The organism is Corynebacterium zhongnanshanii, from assembly GCF_014490575.1.
GTDB classification, from domain to species: domain Bacteria; phylum Actinomycetota; class Actinomycetes; order Mycobacteriales; family Mycobacteriaceae; genus Corynebacterium; species Corynebacterium zhongnanshanii.
The window spans coordinates 341,516-357,053 of sequence record NZ_CP061033.1 but is presented as its reverse complement, the minus strand read 5'-3'; the positions used below and the strand labels follow the sequence as shown (position 1 = coordinate 357,053).

Here is a 15,538-nt window from a genome sequence, read left to right as displayed (position 1 = left end):
TCAACCTTTCTGTCACGCGATCTCGCGGAAACGCGCCGCGATCCGCTCCGGGGTGGTGTCCGAAATCCAGGCTCCCATGCCGGACTCGGAGCCCGCCAGGAACTTCATCCGGCCAGCCGAGCGCATCATGGAGAACAACTGCAGGTACAGCCGGCCGTCCTGCGGCGCGTTCACGGGAGCCTGGTTCCAGGAGGCGATGTAGGGGGTCTTGTCCACTCCGTCGAAGAAGCGGTCGATCCGGGCCAGAAGGTCCAGGTACATGCGGGTCAGCTCGTCCTTTTCGGCATCGGTGAGCTCCGCGAAGTTCGGCACCGCCCGGTGCGGCATCAGCATGATCTCCACCGGCCACTTCGCCGCCACCGGCACGACCGCGGTGAAGTGCTCGCCTTCGGCCACGATCCGTTCGCCCACGCGGCGTTCCTCGGCCAGCAGGTCATCGAACAGGTCCGTAGCGTGCTGCTCCCGGTGGGCGCGCACGCGCGCGGCCACCTCAGCCGCGCGCGGCGGCACGAAGGGGTAGGCGTAGATCTGCCCGTGGGGGTGCTGCAGCGTCACTCCGATTTCCTCACCGCGGTTTTCAAACGGGTAGACGTGCTCCACCCCCTCCAGCGCGGACAGCTCCGCGGTGCGGTGCGCCCACGACTCCACCACCGTGCGGGCACGGTGGAAGCCCACGTCCTTGAAAGACTGGGAGACATCCGGGGTAAAACAGATCACCTCGCAGCGCCCGGCCGCCGCGCGCCGCGAGGACAGGGCGAAGCCATCCTCCCAGCCCTCTAGCGCTGCCGGATCGGCCATGTGCAGGGACAGGGACGGGAAGCGGTTCTCAAAGACCACCACGTTGTAGTCATCCGCGGGGATCTCCGTGGGCAGCTCCCCGGGCTTCGTGGGCGCCAGCGGGTTCTCGTTCGCCGGGGGCATGAACGTCCGGTTCATCCGGTGCGCGGCATAGGCGTACCACTGGCCGGTCAACGGGTCCTGCCGCATCTCGGACTGGGTTTGCGCCGGCGGCAGCTCCCGGGAGTCGGTCAGCTCGCGGGTGCGCTCGCCGCTCACAAAGCTGGGCTGGTCATCGAAGTACAGCAGCTCGCGGCCATCGGACAGCTCGGTCCGGGTCACGCGGACGGGATGGGAACCAGTGGGCTCCACGAAGAATCACTCCTCCTTGAGGGGGTTAGGCAGGCTGTTCAGATTCGGCAGGGGTGGACTCCTCCGGCACCGGCTGCACCGTGATCGGGTTCAGCTTCGCCCACAGGAAAAAGACCACAGCGGCCACAACCAAGGCCACCCCGGCCCACAGGTTGTACTCGGCCACCTTCGGCTCATTCGTGGTCACGTCCACGCCCGGATCCACAAGGAAGAAGGCACACAGCAAAATCAGGCCATACAGTCCCAGCAGCGCGCCGATCACATTGCGCAGATCAAAGGCGCCAGCACCGGAAGACTCGGAAGCCCCAGAAGCCCCGGAGGCAGTAGTGGTGTTCTCAGACATTGTTAACTCCATTATCTCGGTGTGTCACTTCAGGACACAGCGCTTACGCAAAGATCACGTTCAAGGTGACCACAAGGGCCAGGCACAGCACGCCCAACGGCACCGTGCGCTGGTACCACGGCAGCGATGCTTCCGTCACGTCCGCGAAGTGGCCCTTCGGGGTGACTGAGTGGACAAAGCCCACCAGCTCCGCCTCCGGCTTGGGCTGCGTAAACGTCGTCACAATCACGGACACCAGAATGTCCACCGCGAAGGCAATACCTGCCGCCACGAAGGCCGTTCCCTGGCCGGGAAGATTGAAGATGCCCGCTGTGGCGTCGGTAAAGGTAGACACGTACCAGAAGGCAATGGCGGAGGCGGTACCCGCAACCAGGCCCGTCCAGCCAGCCGTGGCGGTCATGCGCTTCCAGAACATACCCAGGATGAACGTGGCAAACAGCGGGGCGTTGAAGAAGCCGAACAGCGTTTGCAGGTAGTCCATCACGTTGCCGAAGTTCTTCGCCAGCAGCGCCGTAAAGATGGCGATCAGGGTGGCGCCCACCGTGGCCAGGCGGCCGAACTTCAGGTAGTACTCGTCCGACTTGTCCTTGACCACATAGGTCTGCCAAATGTCATAGGAAATCACGGTGTTGAACGCGGAAATGTTCGCAGCCATACCGGCCATGAAGGAGGCCAACAGACCCGCAATCGCAATACCCAACAATCCGTTCGGGAGAAGGTCGCGCATCAGCAGCAGGATCGCGTCGTTCGGCTTCGCGTGGCCCTCCACCAGGTCCACCACCAGCACAGACGCCACCATACCCGGCAGCACCACCAGGAACGGAACGAACATCTTCGGAAACGCACCGATGATCGGAGTCTTGCGCGCCGCAGAAATGGAATCGGAGGCCATCGCGCGCTGCACCTCCACGAAGTTCGTGGTCCAGTAACCGAAGGACAGCACGAAGCCCAGACCCAGCACAATACCGATCACGGACCACACCGGGTTCTCAAAACCGGACAGGCCGGTGCCGGGCCAGGTGTGGAAGTGGGACTCGTCGTTCACCATCTCCTTCAGACCATTCCAGCCGCCCACGCGGTTCAGGCCGATGATGGTCAGCGGCGCCAACGCAGCCACGATCACGAAGAACTGCAGCACCTCGTTGTAGATCGCCGCGGACAGGCCACCCAGGGTGATGTAGGACAGCACGATGATGCCGGCCACGATCAGCGCCACCCACTGCGGCCAGCCCAGCAGCGCCTCCACAATGGTGGCCAGCAGGTACAGGTTCACACCCGCGATGAGCAGCTGCGCCACGGCGAAGGAAATGGCGTTCACCAAGTGCGCGCCGTTGCCGAAGCGCTTGCGCATGAACTCCGGCACGGAACGGACCTTGGAGCCGTAGTAGAACGGCATCATCACGATGCCCAGGAACACCATCGCCGGGATCGCGCCGATCCAGAAGTAGTGCATGGTCTGGAATCCGTATTCCACACCGTTGGCGGACATACCGATAATTTCCACCGCGCCCAAGTTGGCGGAGACGAAGGCCAGTCCGGTCACCCAGGCAGGGAGGCCTCGGCCGGACAGGAAGAAATCGATGGAGCTAGAGACTTTGGACTTTGCAGCCCAGCCAATGCCCAAAACGAACAGGAAGTAGAGGGCCACGAGCGCGTAGTCGATCCAGGACGCGTCCAGCCGCAATGCATCTGCCGGCATGTGGGGAAGCTTTCTTTTCGTAGGGATGGGAATGAAATCGCTCTCAGTCTAGACCGTTCATTCCTGCCCGATAAAGAGAAAAAACTGTGACATATCCCCTACCTATCCCCTCCGTGGGCGCGCCCCGTGGCCTACGCGCTGGGGTGAATCGCGCGCAGACGATAGCCCGTGGTCAGCGTTTCCGCAGGGCACAGGGTGCGCAACCCCTCCCCCGTGTTGAGCATGTCCGGCGGACATGTCTGGGGTTCCACGGCCAGTGCGCGCCCCACGCCGGGGTAGCCGTGCCCCAGCTGCGGGTCGGCGGTAAATATCTGAAAATATCGCAATGCGGGGTCGGGGTGCAGCGATACTCCCTCGCCGTTGTCATTGACACAATAAACGACGCCCAGCGCCCCCTCATAGCAGTGGTCTAATTGAATACCGGCCATGGGCTGCGCCAGCCCCTGCGCGGCGGCAGGCAAGGTCTGTGTGGCAGGGAGCCTGCGGCCCGTGGGCAGCAGGCGGTTAGGTTCCAACTCCACGCACTCCCCCAGGCCGATCGTGAGCTTCGAGCTGTCCAGGGGCGCGCCCATCGCGCTGAGATAAGGGTGGAAGCCCACGCCCACGGGGCAGTCCTCATCGGACTGGTTGGTGATGGCGAGGGTGACCGACAGGCCATCGGCTGCGTCCAGCGCGTAGGTCGCGCGCATGTGCAGTGGCCACGGCCAGGGGGACCCGATACTGCAGGTCAGCGCGATCGACGCAGCGCGGTGCTCCTCCACATCCCAGCGCTTGTCCAGCACCAGACCGTGCAGCGCGTTGCGGCGCTGGGCTTCCGTCATCGGCAGCTCGTGGGTGTGACCTGCCCAGGTGAAGCGGGCGTCCGCGGTGCGGTTCGGCCACGGCGCCAGGATCGCGCCGGAGGAATGGGGCGCAGGGCTTCCCGGCGCGTGGCTGGCGATGTCGTAGCTCACCACCAAGTCGCGGCCCTGGAAGGTCAAGCTGTGCAGGCCGGCACCGACGGGATCGATGGTGGCGCGGTAGTCGCCGGCCACCAGAGGCAGGGCGGCTGTCATTCTGCGGGGTTGCCCTCGGCTGGGTTACCTTCGTCCAGGCCCTTGAAGCCCGTGCCCAGCGGCACACCTACGTTGTCGATCAGGCGCGTGCTGCCCACCCGCGCGGCAACCAGCAGGCGGGCATCGCCCTGTTCCGGAACTTCGCCCAGATCCGCGCCCAGAAGCTCCAGGTAATCCACCGTGATCTGCGGCTGCGCATCCAGAATCTCCCGGGCGGTCGACAGCACAGCCTCCGCACCCTTATCCGCCACGAAGGACCCCGCCGTCAGCGCCGCGGACAGCGTGAGCGCCAGCTCCCGCTCCTCGGCAGACAAGTAAGCATTGCGCGAGCTCATGGCCAAGCCATTGGCCTCGCGCACGATGGGCACCCCGTGGATCTGCACATCCATGTTCAGATCCGTCACCATCTGCTGAATCACCATCAGCTGCTGATAGTCCTTCTCCCCAAAGAACGCGTGGTTGCAGTTGCTGATCGTGAACAGCTTATTGACCACCGTCAACACCCCAGCAAAGTGCGTGGGCCGGTGCGCCCCCTCCAGGATGCTGCCCACGGGGCCGGGGTGAATGGTGGTGCGGGGACCATTGGGGTACATCTCCCGCGGCGACGGCGCGAACACCGCATCCACGCCCACGGCCTTCAGCTTCTCCACGTCCGCCTCCAGCGTGCGCGGATACGCATCCAGGTCCTCACCCTCGGCGAACTGCAGAGGGTTGACGAAAATACTCACCACCACCAGCGCACCCGGGATGCGCTGCGCCGACCGCACCAAGGACACGTGTCCCTCGTGCAGCGCACCCATCGTGGGCACCAACACCACCGGCCGGCCAGCCTTACGCATCGCGCGGGTCAGCTGAGACAGCGGAGCAATCTCCGTAAACACCTTCGCGGTGCCACGTTCAAAGGGCTGGGTGGACGAAGTAGCGGTTGAGTCACTCATGAATCCCAAGAGTAGTACTCCGCCAACACCCTCTCCACTTCCAGGGCCCCCGCCAACTGCGCCGTACGCTCCGCCGCATGCACATAGGCTTCCGGCAGCATCGTCATCCCGCCGCCCAACTGGCGGAGCGCCTGAATATGACGCAGCACGGCCTGCGCGTCATCGCGCGCAGCGGGCCCCGTCAACCCATCGATGCGCTGATCCAACGCGTTGTCCACCGCCGCGTGCACCAAACGGCGCAACAAGAAACCACTCTGGGGATTCGGGTACACGGCCGACTGCTCGTCCCCGTCAGGGGACAGGAGGGCGTGGTCGAGCATGCGCTGGGCGTCGGTTAATAACGCCACCGTGTGATTCGCCGCATGGGACATCGCCGCGTGATAGGCAGCGCGGCCCTGCTCCGGCACCGGCACGGGCACACCCTCCAGGGACTGGATCAGCAGCTCCGCCACCGCCGCGCCCTGGTCCGAATCGGAGGTCACTCCCCACGCGCAGCCGGCCAGGCGGTCCGCATCCGCGGGCTCGCCCGTGAACGTCATCGCCGGGTGCAGCGCCAGCGGCAGCGCCCCCGTGTCCGTGACGGGCTGCAGCACCTCGCAGCCCAACGCCCCCGACGTATGCGCCACGATCTGGCCGGCTTGAGTCACCGCCGCCACCTGCTCAATCACCGTGGGTAGCTGGGGATCCGGCACCGCCAGGATCACCACCGCGGCCTGGGCGGCCTGCTCCACGGACACCACGGGAACGGTCGGGATGCGCTCGGCCGCCCGCGCGCGGGACGCCTCGGAGCGCGCCACCACGCCATGGACGTGGTGGCCCGCACGCAGGCAGGCCTCCGCCACGGCAACGCCCACAGCCCCCGCCGAGATGATGCCCACGGTCAACTGTGGCGCCTGCGCGTCCGGAATGCTCATAGGGCCTTCAACCTCACAGGGCCTTACACGTCGTGTGACGGATTACTTCTTGAAACGGCTCATCAGCTCAGCCACCGTCAGGCTGCGCTCGGAATCATCGGCGCGGCGGCGGCCACCGGTCGGCTGCGCCTCCGGGGTCTCTGGGGCGCGGTGACGGTGGTGGCTAGACTGCGTGGAACCAGACTCAGTGGAATCTGGCTGGGCAGCGTGCGCAGCGTTGTGGGAAGCGGCATGGGACGGCGTGTGCGCAGCGGTGTGAGAAGCACTGTCCATCGACGACGTATCCACCACCAGAGGAATCTGCGCGGTCTCCTCCGCATCCTGCCCCGTCCAGCTAATCGCCGCGAAGGACCCCGTGCTGAACGAGGAGGAACCGGAACCCGGCTTCCGCGGCTCCGCCTTCGGAGCAGCAGGAGACGGCGCCGCCACATTAGCCCGATCCCGATTCGCCGCGTTACGCGTAGGGTTCAGAACCTCCGAGGCCGCAGCGCTATCCAGCTCGCGAATACGCTCCGCATGAGCCTGCACCGCAGCCTGCTCATCCTCAGGGAACTCACGGCCAGACATCTTCGCCAGCTGGATGCGCATCTGCACCAGCTCGGAACGCAGCGCCTCAATGTGCTCGTCTCGCGTGCGGGACTCCCGCTGCTGGTACTCTTCCGCCAGCTTCGCCTCGCGTTCACGATGCTCAGCCTTCTCCCGGTCCAATTCGGCGCGGTGGGCGATGTCGCGGAGCCGGGCGTCGTCCTCAATAGAATCCAACTGAGACGCGTAACGGGTCGCCAACACGGCCCCCAGGAAACCAGCCCACAACGCCGTGATCACGGCGATTTTCAGCCACACTTCGGAATCGAAGTACAGCATCAACAAGCTCGCAATAAGAGCCAAGACAACCAGGCCAAACACCAGGAACTTCGACACGCCCCTGGAGGAACCTTGAGTAGAAGGAATCGCATCCTCCTGTGGCGATCGCGGTCCATTCTGCGAGTAAGTCATGGGATCACTCTACCCCAGAAGCGCGCCCCATACCGCGAACGCCATCAGCATCCGAATCAGACGGGGGAGCTACACAGGAGCGTTCCAAAAACACCCCCGCGGCGGCACACGCCAGGCCTCCCAGGACGAACGCCACCACGCCGGGTGTGTCATCCTGCGCCGCGGTGAGCGTGGCGTACTGCGTCATGACATAGATACCGACGCCGGCATACGCACCCGCAAAGCCTGCCCCAACCCACCCGGCGGCCTTGCCCATGTTCATCCAGGTCGCCACAGTCATGGGGTTCATTTGGGAACGGTCCAGGCCGATCATCCCGTCCGCAATCTTCTTGCGCACCACCACCGCTGCGGCCAGGCACATCGCGGCGATGATCCACAGGATGGAGGAATTAACGACATTGATGGGGCCCAGATCCCCATAGAAACTCAGTGCGATGACCAGGCCGAACAGCACCGCCACCCCGGCGATGAGCGCTAGGGAGCTCAGCGCGGTTGGCGTCATCTGCGAACGTTTGTCACTCATGCACGGTCACCTGCTCCGCCTCGTGAGCATCCAGTATAGAAAGCCACTCAGACACCGTCGACCCCTTCAGTAGGCACCACGGCTGGCGCGCACACTCCAAATCCAGCCACGGCACCAGCACAAACGCCCGCTGATGCGCATAGGGGTGCGGCACCAACAACTCCTCGCCCCACTGCGCGTGCCCCGCCGCATCCGGGGACTCGATCTGCACGGGCTCGGCGCCGAGCTCCTCCCGCGCCAGCCACACGATGTCCACGTCCAGGGTGCGTGGCCCCCATCGAATAATCCGACGCCGAAGCGCGGCCTGCTCAACCTCCTGACAATGATGAAGCAGACTCAGCGGCGCCAGGGACGTGCGCACCAGGACAGTGATGTTGCAAAAATCTTCCTGTTCCACGCCTCCCCAGGGAGGGGTGGCAAAGACCCGAGAGGTTTCCACAATCTCCAGGTGTTCGCCGTCGGGGGCGCGTTCCAGCAGCTCCAGCCCGTGGGTCAGCTGGCCCGCCGGGGAGTCGAAGTCCCCTGGGATGTTGCTGCCCAAGCTCAGCACGGCGATGTATGTGGACACAGCACTTGCCCCTTCCCTGGTTGTGGTTTTAGTGGTGGCGCTCTGCGGTGCTAGGCGGTGGGGGTTTTCCCGGACCGGCGAGCCACCACGCGCACATCCGCGAAAGGATAATTAATCGGTGCCTGCGGCTTGTGCACCGTCACCTCGTTGGCCAGCACGCCCTCGATGTCCTGGATCCGCTCCGCGATGCGGGAGGCTAGCGTCTCGATCAAATCGAACGGCTCCCCCTCGATCGCATCCACGGCGATCTTCGCCAGGTCCACGTAGGAAATCGTGTGGCCCAGCCGGTCGGTATCCGCCGCGGTGCGGAAGTCGGTCCACACCACGATGTCCACCACGAACTTCTGGCCGGCTTTCTTCTCGTGCTCGTACACTCCGTGGTAGCCGAAGGCCTCCACGCCCATCAGTTCAATGCGGTCAGCCACGGCGGGCCCTCCAATCCTCTGGCACGTCCGGTCCGGATCCGGTTGCTACCGCATACGCTACATCAACCGCCGCTCGCGACGGCGCCACGGCATGCACACGCACCGCCCACGCACCCTGAATCGCGGCAATGGCTGAGACGGCCGCGGTGGCGTCGTCGGCAGAAGACGGGTCGCCCGGCGCACCATCGGCAGCGGGGCGCAGGGCGGTGAGGAAACGCTTCCGGGACGCGCCGATGAGCATCCTGAGGCTCTGGTCAGCGAACTCGCTGGCCAGCTGCCCCGTGGCCTGCAACAGCCGCCAGTTGTCCTGCGGGGACTTCGCGAAGCCGATGCCGGGGTCCACGATGACCTTCTCCGGTGCCACACCCGCGGCCACCGCGGCGTCCACGCGGCGCAGCAGGAACTCGCGGACATGCGCCACGATGTCGCCGTGCTGCTCGTAGCCCGCGGCGGATTCGAAGGTGTCCGCCTTCCAGTGCATGAGGATGATCGGGAGGCCGGACTGGGCTGCGACCGTGAGCATGTCCGGGTCCGCCAGGCCGCCGCTGACGTCGTTGAGGTAATGCACGCCTGCCTCGACTGCCACAGCCGCGGTGGAGGCGCGCATCGTATCAATGCTGGTGACCGTATTGTTCGCGGACAGTTGCTCAATCACAGGGCGGATGCGGCTGGCCTCCTGCTGTGGGTCCACACGGGTGGCGCCGGGGCGTGTGGACTCCCCTCCCACGTCGATGATGTCCGCCCCCTCGGCGAGCATCTGGCGGGCCTGCGCCAGGGCGCTATCCACCGCGACGTAGCGGCCGCCGTCGGAAAAGGAATCATCCGTGACGTTGAGGATGCCCATCACCTGCGTGGCAGGTGTGGAGGTGTGGGACGTGCTGGGGAAACTCATGAATGAATCAGCGCCATCGCCTCCGCGCGGGAGGACGCATTGGTCTGGAAGCCGCCGCGCACCGCCGAAGTCACCGTGTTCGCACCAGGCTTCCGGATGCCGCGCATCGCCATGCACAGGTGCTCCGCCTCAATCACCACGATCACTGCCGAGGCGCCCAGCTTCGTCATCAACGCATCCGCCACCTGGGTGGTAAGGCGCTCCTGCACCTGCGGGCGCTTCGCCAGACCATCAATGAGGCGCGCCAGCTTCGACAGCCCCGTGACCTTCCCCTCCGGCCCCGGAATGTAGCCGATGTGCGCCTTGCCGAAGAACGGCACCAGGTGGTGCTCGCACATCGAGTAAAACTGGATGTCCCGCACCAGAACCAACTCCTGGTGCTCCTCGTTGAAGGTGGTGTTCAGCACCTCCTCCGGATCCTCGTACAACCCGGACAGGGTCTCCCGATAAGCCCGGGCCACGCGGGCCGGGGTGTCCCGGAGGCCCTCCCGGTCGGGGTCCTCACCCACGGCGTACAACAGTTCACGGATGGCGGCTTCGGCGCGCTCTTGGTCGAACTGTGGAAATTCCTGCTGCGTATCAGTCACGTGCTTACAATCGATTCTTCAAAAAAGGGTGCTACTTGTCGTTCTCATCCAGCGGGTAGCGCTCATAAGGATTATCCGAAGGCTGCTCCTTATGATGGCGCCCACCGCTGCTCTGCTCCGCGTTCTTCGGCTGCTCCGCGTTCTTCGGCTGCGCCGGGGTCTCCGGCTGCGCTGGGATCTGGCGGGTCGGCGCGTCGTCCGAGGTCCACGGGTTATCCGGGCGCTCGTGCTCCGGAAGCTGGAAGCCACGCTCCGGACCCTGCGGAGCAGCCTGACCCTGCGGCTGGGACGTCTGCTCCGGAGCAGCACCACGCAGGTGCTCCTCCTGCGCCTTCTTCCGCCGCTCCATCCGCGCCTTACGCGCCGCAGAGAAGAAGTCGTTGCGCTTCGGCGGCTCCTCGCCACGCTCGCGGGCAAGCTCCACCGGAGTCTTCACCGGCTCGCGGTAATCCTTCGGACGGTCGATGTCCTGGCCAGGGAAAATGTCGCGCACCTCCCGAGGCTCCAGGTCACCAAAGATTGCCTCCAGGTCTGGGCGGCGCAGCGTTTCCTTCTCCAGCAGCTTCTCCGCCAACCGATCCAGGTAGGAACGGTTCTCACTCAAGACCTCGTAGGCGATCTTCTGCGCCTTGTCCATGAGCATGCGCATCTCTTCATCAATGATCGCCGCGACCTCCGGGGACGGCGCCGAGCTGGATCCGCCGCCACGGCCGCTGAACGGATCGCCCTCGTCCTTACCGAACTTCACCGCACCGATGCGCGGGCTCATGCCGTACTCGGTCACCATCGCGCGCGCGATGTTCGTGGCCATCTCAATATCCGCCGACGCGCCCGTCGTGGGATTGCCGAACACCAATTCCTCGGCCGCGCGGCCGCCCATGGCGAACACCAGGCGGGCGAACAGCTCCGAGCGGTTGTACATGCCCTTATCGTCGTCACCGGCGGTCATCGCGTGACCACCCGTGCGCCCGCGGGCCAGGATCGTGACCTTGTACACCCGGTCAATGTCCTTCATGGCCCACGCCGCCAAGGTGTGACCACCCTCGTGGTAGGCGGTGACCTTCTTCTCATGCTCGGAGATGATCGTGGAGGAGCGCCGCGGCCCACCCACCACGCGGTCCGTGGCTTCCTCCAACGCATCGCCCGTAATCACGTTGCCGTCCACGCGCGCGGTCAGCAGCGCCGCCTCGTTCAGCACGTTCTCCAGGTCCGCTCCGGACATACCCGCGGTGCGCTTCGCCAGGGACTTCAAATCCACATCGGAGGCCAACGGCTTGCCCTGCGCATGGACGCGCAGGATCTGCTCGCGTCCCGCCAGGTCCGGGTTCGTGACCGGGATCTGACGGTCAAAGCGGCCCGGACGCAGCAGCGCAGGATCTAGAATGTCCGGACGGTTCGTGGCGGCCATGATGATCACGCCCTCGCGGTCGCCAAAGCCGTCCATCTCCACCAGCAGCTGGTTCAGCGTCTGTTCACGCTCGTCGTGGCCGCCACCCATGCCGGAGCCGCGTTGACGGCCGACGGCGTCGATCTCATCGACGAAGATAATGCACGGCGCATTTTCCTTCGCCTCCTTGAACAGGTCACGGACGCGGGAGGCACCCACACCCACGAACATCTCCACGAAGTCGGAACCGGAGATGCTGAAGAACGGAACGCCGGCCTCCCCGGCCACGGCGCGTGCCAGCAGCGTTTTACCCGTTCCCGGAGGGCCATACAGCAGCACGCCCTTCGGGATCTTCGCGCCCAGCTTTTCATAGCGGGACGGGTCGGACAGGAAATCGCGGATCTCGTCCAGTTCCTCCACGGCCTCGTCGGCGCCGGCCACGTCGTCGAACGTGTTCTCCGGGTTGTCCTTGTTCAGCTGCTTGTGGCGGGACTTGCCCATCTTGAACGGGCTCATGCCGCCGCCCCCGCCGCCCTGCATGCGGGTGAACAGGAAGATCAGCAGGCCGAACATCAACAGCACCGGCAGCAGCATCGTCAACAGGGACATCAGGAAGCTATCCTGCGTGACCTTCGTGTTGAACTTCTCCGCCTCGGAGCCCTTCACCGCCGTGAACACATCCTGGGACGCGCGTGCCGGGTACTGGGAGATGATCTTCTGGATCCCCTCCTTACCCTCAACCGTGATGGGTTCCTTCAGCTCCAGCTGCACCTCTTGCTCACGGTCGTTGATCTGGGCTTCCTTGACGTTCTTGGAATCCAGCTGCTGCAACGCAATGGAGGTCTCCACCTTGTCATAGCCCCGGGTGTTGTCCGTGAGCAGGCCAAAGGCGTAAATCGCAACCAATACCAGCGCTACGATGCCGGCGATCCGGAGGGCCTTTTTCTTTTCCATAGTTCCTGTCGTAATGAACGATGTGTCATCAAATAGGGAGTGGGCAATGGTTATGTGCGCTCAGCGGCGCACGGCGCGCTTATTCATACACACTTGGGCGCAGTGTACCGATAAACGGCACGTCGCGGTAACGCTCGGCGAAGTCCAGGCCGTAGCCCACCACGAATTCATTCGGGATGTCGAAGCCCAGATCTTCCAGCTCGATGTCCACCTTCACCGCTTCCGCCTTACGCAGCAAGGACACCACGCCCAGGCTCTTCGGCTGGCGGTTCTTCAGGTTCCGCAGCAGCCAGGACAGGGTCAGGCCGGAATCGATGATGTCCTCCACGATGATGACGTTGCGCCCCGCGATTTCGCGATCCAGATCCTTCAGAATGCGCACCACGCCGGAGGAGCGGGTGGAGTTACCGTAGGAGGAGACGGCCATGAACTCGATCTGCGTGGGGATGTTCATCGCCCGGGCGAAGTCAGTAATGAAGAACACGGCACCCTTGAGGACGCACAGCAGGATCAGGTCTTCGTCCTCGTCCTTGAAACGCTCGGAGAGCCGGTCCGCCATCTCCTGGATGCGCGTCTGGAGTTCTTCCTCCGTGATCAGCACGCTCTCAATATCATCGCCGTAGGCGTTTGCTGGGACGTTGGAGTCCTTGTCGCTGTGTCCTGCGCTGCGGGGCTGGTCCGACATGGTGTGTTTTCTCCCTAGATGGGTTGTTGTGTTCTTGTTCTTAAAAATCTCTAGCGCGGTTCGTGGATTATCGTGAGATAGCCCGTGACTCGTGCCACAGCAAGTCGCGCGTGATCTGGCGCGTGTCCGTCCATTGTAGGCCACGGGACAGACACTGCGCCTTGGCCAGTGTAGTTGACCACCAATTGTTCGATTCTTTCTAGATGTGTGCTGGTCAACGCGCCCGCCGTGGGGCTTAGCCATTGTTTGATTATCCGACGCCGAAGCGCACCCTCCACCGCCATCACTCCCTTACAATCGAGCCGTTCGCCGTCGGGGCTGAGCAGGCTCGGCACGATCTGGCATGCCTGCTGAGTCAGGGCGTCTTCGTCCTGGCGCAGCAGGCGCGCGGTCCGGGAGAGGTTTGCGGATACGTCCTGGCCCGCGATGCGGTTGAGGACGGGAAAGAGTTCCGTGCGCACGCGCGAGCGCAGATAGTCCGCCGACGAGTTGTGGGGGTCCTCGTAGACGCTCAAGCCGGCGTGCACGCATTCCTGTTCCGTCATCTCTCGGGTGACGGTCAGCAGGGGCCTCCCCAACCAGGCGGCCCCTGCGTCCACCACGGGGTGATCGAAGGACACGGGCCGCATGCCTGCTAGGGACGCTGCCCCGGAGCCGCGGATGAGGCCCAGGATCACGCCTTCGGCGTCATCCCGGGCGGTGTGTGCCACCAGCACCGGGAGCGCGGCCTTCCCCAGCTGCGCTGCCGCGTGGCCGAGGGCCTGGTAGCGCGCGTGGCGCGCCGCCCCCTCGGTGGTGCCGTCTACGTCGCAGGCCACCACGTGGGCGCTGGCCGCGCCCAGGTGCGTGGCCTGCTCCGCGGCGCGGCGCGCCACGGCCCCACTGTCGGCTTGAAGCTGGTGGTCTACCACCACCGCGTGGACGCTTAGCCCCACGCGCACCGCGGCGCGCGTGAGCGCGAGGGAATCAGCGCCGCCGGAGAGTCCCACCACCACGTCTGCTGCCTGGCTCAGCTGTGCCTCGGGCGGCAACTCGCGGAGCCAGCGGCGGAACTGTGAGTGCAGGCTCATGCGGCGGTGTGCAGGGCGTTCGCCAGCCGGTCGAGGGCCGGCCGCGCCTCGTCGGGAGAAGAGTCATTCGAGAGGAAAGCAAACGTCAGCGGGCGCCCCTCTTCCGTCATCACGGTGCCCGCCAGGGCGTTCACCCCGTCCAGCGTGCCGGTTTTCGCGCGGACATACCCCGCAGAGGCTTCGGCTCCGGAGCCTTCCTCGTAGCGGTGGGACAGGGTCCCCTCCACGGAGGAGACCGGAAGCGCGTCCAGCAGTGGGCGGAACTTCTCCGAGGCCAGCAGAGAATCCAGCACCCGGGCGTTCAGGCGGTTCTTCTCACTCATGCCGGAGTTGTCCTTCAACACCACCCCGTCCATGGACAGGCCCTCGTCGGTCAAGGTCTCGATGGTGGCGCGGGTAGCGCCCTCGAAGGTGTGGGGTAGGCCGCGGGCCTCAGCAACCTCGCGGCCAATGGCCTCCGCCAGCACGTTGTCCGAGTGCACCAGCATGTCCCGCACCCGCACCTCCAGCGGTGCCGACGTCACCGACCCCAGCTCCTGCGCCTCCGCGGCAGCCGGCCGATCGTCCACAGAAATCTGCGCGTCCTCAGCTCCCAGCTGGGCTGCCAAGCTGCGGGCCACATCCTCCGCGGGCGAGGACGAGCGCGGCGAATAAGAATCCGATGGATCCACCCGGCCGCCGTCCAGCATCACCGAGTCCACATCTGCCACATTTCCCCCCTCCACATCCTCGGGATCCCACGTGTCATTAAACACAGAACCCTCACGGATGGAGTTGTCCACCCGGATCGACGTCACCGTGCGCCCCTGCAAGGCCGTCGCCACCTGGTCAGCCAAGTCCTGCACACTCGCGGCATCCGTGTAGAAGCCCCCACCCGGCTTGTCCGTCAGCGTCACATCACCCCCGCCGACCAGCACCAGCCGCCCCGGAGCCTCCTCCACCACCCGGGTGGTCACCACCGCATCAGACGGCAACACGCTCAGCGCCGCCCCGGCAGTCACCAGCTTCGTAACGGACGCCGGCACCAGAAAAGACTCAGCATTCTTCTCCCACAGCACCTGCCCCGTCACAGCATCCGTCACGTGAGCAGACAGCTCCCCCAACGCCGGATCATCAGAAAAGCCCTGCACAGCGGCAGAGATGTTGGGGGACGCAGACTGGGCGTCGGGGGAAAGGAAGGACGCAGACGCCTCGGACACGGCGGCAGGGCGTGCAACGCTGAACGTATGCTGCGTAGTCCACCACCACGCCCCCGCAACGGCACCACACACCACAAGCACAAGGACGGACAAAACAGCCAACCAGCGCCACACAGTCTTCCTGCTTTTCATCTCCCCCACACTAGCAATAGAA

General features: G+C 64.9%; 16 protein-coding genes. All 16 read right to left on the bottom strand.

Features of this window, described 5'->3' with window-relative positions:
- Positions 1 to 12: 12 nt before the first annotated feature.
- The 16 genes from galT to dacB all read right to left on the bottom strand — a co-directional run bounded on the left by galT (position 13) and on the right by dacB (position 15,516).
- The gene (galT, locus tag IAU67_RS01510; protein WP_151842538.1) at positions 13 to 1,149 is read right to left on the bottom strand and encodes a galactose-1-phosphate uridylyltransferase; all 1,137 of its coding nucleotides are present in this window, start codon (positions 1,147 to 1,149) and stop codon (positions 13 to 15) included.
- Positions 1,150 to 1,174: 25 nt separating this feature from the next.
- Positions 1,175 to 1,492, bottom strand: a complete 318-nt coding sequence (locus tag IAU67_RS01505; RefSeq protein WP_151842539.1) for a hypothetical protein — start codon at positions 1,490 to 1,492, stop codon at positions 1,175 to 1,177.
- A gap of 43 nt (positions 1,493 to 1,535) precedes the next feature.
- On the bottom strand, positions 1,536 to 3,191 hold the full coding sequence (locus IAU67_RS01500) for a sodium:solute symporter family protein (protein WP_151842540.1): 1,656 nt from the start codon (positions 3,189 to 3,191) through the stop codon (positions 1,536 to 1,538).
- Between the two features lie 131 nt (positions 3,192 to 3,322).
- The gene (locus tag IAU67_RS01495; RefSeq protein WP_151842541.1) at positions 3,323 to 4,246 is read right to left on the bottom strand and encodes an aldose epimerase family protein; all 924 of its coding nucleotides are present in this window, start codon (positions 4,244 to 4,246) and stop codon (positions 3,323 to 3,325) included.
- Entirely contained in the window at positions 4,243 to 5,184 is a 942-nt protein-coding gene (gene panC / locus IAU67_RS01490; protein ID WP_151842542.1) for a pantoate--beta-alanine ligase, read from the bottom strand. Before panC ends, IAU67_RS01495 begins: the two co-directional genes overlap by 4 nt.
- Positions 5,181 to 6,098, bottom strand: a complete 918-nt coding sequence (locus IAU67_RS01485) for a Rossmann-like and DUF2520 domain-containing protein (protein WP_187767933.1) — start codon at positions 6,096 to 6,098, stop codon at positions 5,181 to 5,183. The genes panC and IAU67_RS01485 overlap by 4 nt, the downstream gene beginning before the upstream one ends.
- Positions 6,099 to 6,140: 42 nt before the next feature.
- Positions 6,141 to 7,094, bottom strand: a complete 954-nt coding sequence (locus IAU67_RS01480) for a DUF6779 domain-containing protein (RefSeq protein ID WP_151842543.1) — start codon at positions 7,092 to 7,094, stop codon at positions 6,141 to 6,143.
- A gap of 4 nt (positions 7,095 to 7,098) precedes the next feature.
- On the bottom strand, positions 7,099 to 7,617 hold the full coding sequence (locus IAU67_RS01475; protein WP_225723535.1) for a DUF3180 domain-containing protein: 519 nt from the start codon (positions 7,615 to 7,617) through the stop codon (positions 7,099 to 7,101).
- Entirely contained in the window at positions 7,610 to 8,185 is a 576-nt protein-coding gene (gene folK / locus IAU67_RS01470; protein WP_225723536.1) for a 2-amino-4-hydroxy-6-hydroxymethyldihydropteridine diphosphokinase, read from the bottom strand. Before folK ends, IAU67_RS01475 begins: the two co-directional genes overlap by 8 nt.
- A 50-nt stretch (positions 8,186 to 8,235) precedes the next feature.
- Entirely contained in the window at positions 8,236 to 8,610 is a 375-nt protein-coding gene (gene folB, locus IAU67_RS01465; protein WP_151842544.1) for a dihydroneopterin aldolase, read from the bottom strand.
- Positions 8,603 to 9,502, bottom strand: a complete 900-nt coding sequence (gene folP, locus IAU67_RS01460) for a dihydropteroate synthase (protein WP_225723537.1) — start codon at positions 9,500 to 9,502, stop codon at positions 8,603 to 8,605. Before folP ends, folB begins: the two co-directional genes overlap by 8 nt.
- On the bottom strand, positions 9,499 to 10,089 hold the full coding sequence (folE, locus tag IAU67_RS01455) for a GTP cyclohydrolase I FolE (protein WP_151842545.1): 591 nt from the start codon (positions 10,087 to 10,089) through the stop codon (positions 9,499 to 9,501). Before folE ends, folP begins: the two co-directional genes overlap by 4 nt.
- A 31-nt stretch (positions 10,090 to 10,120) precedes the next feature.
- On the bottom strand, positions 10,121 to 12,430 hold the full coding sequence (gene ftsH, locus IAU67_RS01450; RefSeq protein ID WP_151842546.1) for an ATP-dependent zinc metalloprotease FtsH: 2,310 nt from the start codon (positions 12,428 to 12,430) through the stop codon (positions 10,121 to 10,123).
- 79 nt (positions 12,431 to 12,509) lie between these two features.
- Positions 12,510 to 13,115 carry a hypoxanthine phosphoribosyltransferase gene (gene hpt, locus IAU67_RS01445; RefSeq protein ID WP_151842547.1) on the bottom strand — a complete coding sequence of 202 codons (606 nt, stop codon included), beginning with the start codon at positions 13,113 to 13,115 and terminating at the stop codon, positions 12,510 to 12,512.
- Positions 13,116 to 13,165: 50 nt separating this feature from the next.
- The gene (gene tilS / locus IAU67_RS01440) at positions 13,166 to 14,185 is read right to left on the bottom strand and encodes a tRNA lysidine(34) synthetase TilS (RefSeq protein WP_151842548.1); all 1,020 of its coding nucleotides are present in this window, start codon (positions 14,183 to 14,185) and stop codon (positions 13,166 to 13,168) included.
- Positions 14,182 to 15,516 (bottom strand): D-alanyl-D-alanine carboxypeptidase/D-alanyl-D-alanine endopeptidase, encoded by a 1,335-nt coding sequence (dacB, locus tag IAU67_RS01435; RefSeq protein ID WP_151842549.1) that lies wholly within the window; start codon positions 15,514 to 15,516, stop codon positions 14,182 to 14,184. The genes tilS and dacB overlap by 4 nt, the downstream gene beginning before the upstream one ends.
- Between the last annotated feature and the right edge of the window lie 22 nt (positions 15,517 to 15,538).